At 66.3% G+C, this 5,347-nt stretch carries 6 protein-coding genes; all 6 read right to left on the reverse strand.

Going from position 1 to position 5,347, the window contains the following annotated elements; all coding sequences use genetic code 11:
* Positions 1 to 578, reverse strand: a 578-nt coding sequence (locus RMO23_RS00005) for a type IIL restriction-modification enzyme MmeI (RefSeq protein ID WP_405041535.1), incomplete at its 3' end; no start/stop codon positions are given.
* Between the two features lie 17 nt (positions 579 to 595).
* Complete coding sequence (locus RMO23_RS00010) at positions 596 to 904, reverse strand: CcdB family protein (protein WP_309677853.1); 309 nt, start codon at positions 902 to 904, stop codon at positions 596 to 598.
* Between the two features lie 17 nt (positions 905 to 921).
* A complete protein-coding gene (locus RMO23_RS00015; RefSeq protein ID WP_309677855.1) occupies positions 922 to 1,245 on the reverse strand; it encodes a hypothetical protein in 324 nt (107 codons plus the stop codon).
* 220 nt (positions 1,246 to 1,465) lie between these two features.
* On the reverse strand, positions 1,466 to 2,146 hold the full coding sequence (locus RMO23_RS00020; RefSeq protein ID WP_309677857.1) for a hemolysin III family protein: 681 nt from the start codon (positions 2,144 to 2,146) through the stop codon (positions 1,466 to 1,468).
* Positions 2,143 to 4,998: a DUF349 domain-containing protein gene (locus RMO23_RS00025; RefSeq protein ID WP_309677860.1), complete on the reverse strand. Its 2,856-nt coding sequence runs from the start codon at positions 4,996 to 4,998 to the stop codon at positions 2,143 to 2,145. The genes RMO23_RS00020 and RMO23_RS00025 overlap by 4 nt, the downstream gene beginning before the upstream one ends.
* A 126-nt stretch (positions 4,999 to 5,124) precedes the next feature.
* On the reverse strand, positions 5,125 to 5,347 hold a 223-nt coding region (locus RMO23_RS00030; RefSeq protein WP_309677862.1), incomplete at its 5' end, for a hypothetical protein.

A 5,347-nucleotide genomic window follows, 5' to 3' on the forward strand; every position in this document is an offset into this window, starting at 1 on the left:
TCGGCATGGGCCTGAAAACCTTGGGCGTCCTGCGCCTTGGTGGGGCCGCGCTTGCGCAGGCTGTCGGCCAGCGTGGCAAAGCTTTTGGCGGCCTGCTCGGTGATGTCGCGGCTGGTTTTTTTCGGGCGAAAACTCTCGGGCTCCAGCCAGATGCGGCGCAGCAGGGCCAGCTTGGCGGGCTGATCCAGCTCGTGCAGCAAAACATTGTGGGTTTCAGTCGGGTGGCCGGTGAACTGGGTGTGAATGCGCAGGGTGAGGCGGTCGCAGACCACCAGAATCGGCGGGTTGCTGAGCGCCAGGCTGTAGCTCAGCAACTGCTTGAGCGCGGTGTCGAGGTTTTTGCCGGGGGCCTTGTTCTCCCACGCAAAGGCGCCGCGTTTAAACACGTCGGCATAACCGGTGCGCCCGCCGATGACGGTGTTTTTTTCCTCGAACAAATAGCCGTCTTCGCTGCCGGGCTTGGGCACGCCGAGCAGCTCGCACAAATCAATGAAGTGGCTTTGCGCGCCCTGCTCTTCGTTGAGGTGAAAGGCGGGGCCGCCTGGGCCCCATTTCTGGATGAAGGTTTGGGGGGTCATGCGGTGGCCAACAGGGCTTAGTAGCCGCGCAACATGAACTCGATAGCCACTTCAGCCATCGACTGCTCTGAAGGCCCAAGGCGGACCAGGGGGTTGCGCAAAAGCGTCGCTGGGACAGCCAGCAAGTTGGGGGTATCCATCACGTAGTTGGCGTCCTGAATGTTCAAAATACCCTGCGCACGGTTCACAACCGGCTGTCCAGGCTTTGCCGCCAGCAAGGGAATGCACCAGCGGGTGGCCGTGCTGACCAGGTCGCTTTGTACGTCAAGGTAGTAGGCATGGCTGGCACGCGGGTTGGGATTGCGGTAGATATCGAAGCGGGGCATGGGGGTCCGATAGCTCGTCAGCCAGGCAAGGCATCAGGATTGCCAGCCAGGTACTGCTGAAGTTGCTCGGCAGCCGTGCCCTCCTCTGCAATGCGCTGTGCATAGGCTTCGAGCGCCACCCGGTTGTCGAGCGCCCATTGAGTGCATTGGTCGTAACCGCCGGGCGGCAACCAGCCGTCAGCCACCGTCACGGCCCGTGGCTCTGACGCTCTGGCCTGTGGCACCGCTTTCATGGGAATCAGTTCAAACCGTTCGTCAGGGTGAACGATCACCTCAAACAAACGACCTGCAAATTTTTTACCCAGCGATATCTGGCCGCTGGCACCGACTTCCTTGAGCATGAGCACTCCTTCAGAACTATTCATGCCATCATGCCGCATGAAATAAACAAGGTCAAGCTGGGTCGTGGTGTGCCTTGAGGCGCATGCGCGCGTTTTGCCGTGATGGCGGCCGTGGATGGCCTGTTTTATTAGACAAACAGGGCTCTAGCCCAATAACAACGCACCCAAGCAGCTCCTGTTTTTATAGCAAATGATGTCTGCTCGATGGCCGCTGGCGACTTCAGGCGGCGTAATACAGCACCGCGAAAAAGTGGCACACGGTGCCCGCCGCCACAAACAGGTGCCAGACAAAATGGCCGTAGCGCAAGCGGTGGTCGGTGGCAAAAAAGCCCACGCCCAGGGTGTAAAACAGCCCGCCCGCCACCAGCCAGAACAGGCCCCAGGCCGGCATCAGCTGCCACAGCGGCTTGATGGCGATCAGCGCGACCCAGCCCATGGCGACATACAGCACCGTTGACAGCCACGGGTAGCGTATGCCGGCCACGGCCTTGACCGCCACGCCGGCCAGCGCCATGGACCAGACCAGGCCGAACAGGGTCCAGCCCCAAGGGCCGTGCAGCACGCCCAGGGTGAACGGCGTGTAGGTGCCGGCAATCAGCAGGTAGATGGCGCTGTGGTCCAGCACCTGAAAAATTTTCTTGACGCGCGGGGCGGTCAGCGCGTGGTACAGCATGGAGCTGGCGTACAGCAGCACCATGGTGGCGGCAAACAGGCTGGCGCCCACAATGCCGGCGGCGCCGCCGCGCTGCACCGCGGACAGCACCAGAATCGGCGCGGCTGCCACCGCCGCCAGCAGCGCCACGCCGTGGCTGATGCTGTTGGCGATTTCCTCGCCCAACGACTGTGACCGCTCCTGCGGCAAGGCCGCAGGATGGGCCGTGATCGCAGGCGCAGCGCTCATCGCTTGAGCAGCACCTTCAGCACGTTTTGCACGCGGCGGGCGTGGCTGGCGTCAAAGTCGGCGGCCAGCACCTGGGCGGTGTCTTCGCCCCAGGTCTCGCTTGGCGCCGGTGCGTTGCGCTTGGTCAGCAGCTGCAGTTGCAGCATGCGGCGGGCGCTGATGTGCTCGGCCGGCGTCGGTACTTCGGCGGCCATTTCCAGGCGCAGCAGCGCCTCGGCGGCGTCCTTGCCCGAGGGCGCGCTGACGGCCTGGACCCAGCGCGCACGGGTCGCGGCGTTGACCTGCTTGCCCAGCTCTTGCGCCGCCGGAATTTGCGCGGCGTCGCGCTTTTCCCAGGCGCTGATCAGGTGCGTCAGCACCTCGCCGTGGGCCTGCATCTGCAACTTTTTCAGCGCCAGGTTGGCGGCTTCGAAGGCTTCTCGCTGGGCACGGAAGGCGGCGTCACCGAGGCGCGGACCGCGTTCTTCAAACGCCGGGCGGTCGTTGAAACGGCCCCGCTCACCGCGGTCACCCCGGTCTTCGCGCTCCGCACGGTAGGGCTCGAACTTGTTGTCGGTGCTCTGGCGCGGGCCGCCGGGCTTGCCGCCCGGGCGCCCGTCCTTGCGGTCGCCAAACTTGCCGCCTCGGCCCGCGCCGGCGGGCTCGGCCTTGCGCATGCCGGGGCGGTCGTCGCCGCGCATGGCGATGACGGGCTTGGCGGCCGGCTTGGGCGGTGGGGGCGGCTCGGCCGGCGCGGCGGGTTCAGCGGCTTGAACAGATTCAGCGGCCTCCATCGCTTCCGCGGCTTCATCTGCCTCGGCAGTCGGCGCCTGTTCTGCTATTGTTTCTGTAGCAGACTCTGCTTGTTCTTCCTGGGCTAGAGGCTGATTTGACCCGGAAACAGCGTCTGCGGGCGCGGCAGGCACCGGCGCCGCAGCCGGCACCGGCACCGGCACCGGCACCGGCACCTGGCCGCGCACGATGGCTTCGAGCGCCTTGGCGGCGGCGTGAATCTGCTGGGCGTCGCCGCTGGCGGTGGCAGCCTCAACCGCCCTGGAGGCTTCGAGCACCATGCGGTCGAACTCGCCCAGCGCGGCGGCGGCTTTTTCGCGTTCGGCGGTCTTGCGCTGGAAGGCGTCGTCAATCGGCTTGCGAAACGCGTCCCAGAGTTTTTGCTCCTGCTTGCGCTCGATCGGCACGGCCTGCGCCTCGTGCTGCCAGCGCTGCTGCAGGTGCTTGACGGCATCAATGTGCAACTGCGGCTCGGCGCCCAGCGCTTGCGCTTCCTCGATCATGGCCTTGCGGCGCGCCAGGCTCTCAGCGCGGGCGGCGGTCAGTTGCGCGTCGGCGGCGTCCATCGCGGCCTTCCACTCGGGCTGGATTTCGGCAAAGGCTTTTTCGCTCAAATGCCCGGCTTCGCGCCACTTCTCGACGAAGCCGTTGAGGCTGCGGATGTGGTGTTTCCAGTCGGTGTTGCCCTGGTTGGCTTCAGCCCAGGCCAGCACCTCGTCGATCAGCGCGCGGCGCTGGGCCTTGGTGGCTTCGGCCTGCTCCTTGGATTTCTCCAGCCAGGCTTCGACGACCTTGTGGGCTTCGTTGCAGGCGTCGTCAAAACGCTTCCACAGCGCGTGGTTGGGCGTGCCGCCCTGGTCGCTGGTTTTCCACTGCTCGCGCATGGCGCGCAGGGCTTCCTGCTGCTTGCGCCCGCCCATGGGCTTGGCCAGCAGCGCCTCGGCCTTCACGACCAGCTCTTCGCGAATCTGGTCGGCGCGCCAGCGCTGCCAGCCTTCGAGTTCGCCGGCGGCCGTCAGCGCGGCGTGGGCGGCGGCCTCGAGCTTGCTGTCGATGTTGCGGATGTGCTCTTTCAGCGCCTGGCGCAGGTCGGCGGCGACCTTGGGCGTGGCCTTGCCGTGGCCTTCGGTGACTTCGTGCTCGAGCTTGGCCAGCGCCTGCTGCACGGCGGCCGCGGCTTTCTCGCGCAGGTCTTTCAGCACCGCCGGGTCGAGCTTGACCCGGGCCGGGCGTGCCGAGCCGTCGCCAGCCGCCGCCGCGGGCGCCGCGATGCCACGCGCGGCACGCAACTCGTCGGCCCAGACCGGCACCGCCGGCAAGGGCGCGGCGGCATCGTCAGCGGCTTTCACCGTGGCCGCGATCGCCGCCTGAAAAGCCTCCCACACGGCCACCAGCTGGCCGCGCGAAGCCTCGAGCAGCGGCGGAAACTTGGCGTCCACGCTGGGCCAGTTGGCATCCTGCGTGATCTCGTCGGCCTGGGCCTGCCAGTGCGCCACATCGGGGCGCAGGGCTTGCAGCGCGGCTTCGGCGTCGCGCCAGGGCTTGATCGACAGCACCTCGATGCGCTGGGCAATCAGCACGGCGGCTTCGCGCTGCACCTGGGTGCGGTGCTGCAGGTCTTCAATCGTTTTGACGCGCTCGGCCAGCTGCACCTTGAGGCTGGCCAGCGGCTCCTTGGACAGCGGCGCGCCGGCCTTGGCGGCATCGCGCTGCCAGGCCAGGGCATCGGCCAGATTGAGCTTGGCCAGCGCCAGCAGGCTCCTGGCCTTGTCGGCCCATTCGGCGGCCACGGCTTCCTGGCCCTTGCTGCGCTTGATCTCGTCGAGCTTTTCCTTGAGCGGCTTGGCCGCGCCCTTGTCGCGGTTGGCCAGGTCTTTGTAGACCTCGGCCATCTGCTCTGCGCTCGGGTCAGAGGCCAGCCACTGGCGGATGCGCGCCGCGCGCTCACCCGAGGTGGGCGCTGAAAACGCGCCGCCGGTCAGGCCGTCCAGCGGGTGGGCTTCGGCCGATCGGGCGTGCAGTGGCGCGCTGACGGGCGTGGTTTCGGTTTTGGCGGATTTGGAGAGGGGAAAGCGCAGCATAGGAATTTCAACAATCGGATCGAAAAAAACAGCCTCACGCGGCAGCCGGGGTGGCTGCGGGCAAGAAGGCCATCTGGGGGAAAAAGAAAGGCGCTTAATAAGGCACTGTGGGTATTTTCGCTGTTTTTACGGCATCGCCAAATTCAGCTCGGCGCGCGGCGTCCATTTGGCCTCGGCGGACACGGCTTTGGCGGCGCCCAGAAACAGCCGCTCGGCGGGCAGGCTCTTGCCGGCCAGGTAGTCCTTGACGGCCACGCCGCGCTGCAGCGCCAGCTCGCGCATGGCGTCTTCGCTGACCTTGATGTCGGCCAGCAGCAGCGCTTCCATCTCGGCCACCGGCAGCTCTTTG

It is taken from the genome of Polaromonas sp., from assembly GCF_031411155.1.
GTDB lineage: Bacteria > Pseudomonadota > Gammaproteobacteria > Burkholderiales > Burkholderiaceae_C > Polaromonas.

Excerpts from the sequence above, each read along its gene's own strand:
- RMO23_RS00020 (WP_309677857.1), bottom strand. The coding sequence starts at position 2,146 with ATGAGCGCTGCGCCTGCGATCACGGCCCATCCTGCGGCCTTGCCGCAG.
- RMO23_RS00025 (WP_309677860.1), bottom strand. The coding sequence starts at position 4,998 with ATGCTGCGCTTTCCCCTCTCCAAATCCGCCAAAACCGAAACCACGCCC.
- RMO23_RS00015 (WP_309677855.1), bottom strand. The coding sequence starts at position 1,245 with ATGCTCAAGGAAGTCGGTGCCAGCGGCCAGATATCGCTGGGTAAAAAA.
- RMO23_RS00010 (WP_309677853.1), bottom strand. The coding sequence starts at position 904 with ATGCCCCGCTTCGATATCTACCGCAATCCCAACCCGCGTGCCAGCCAT.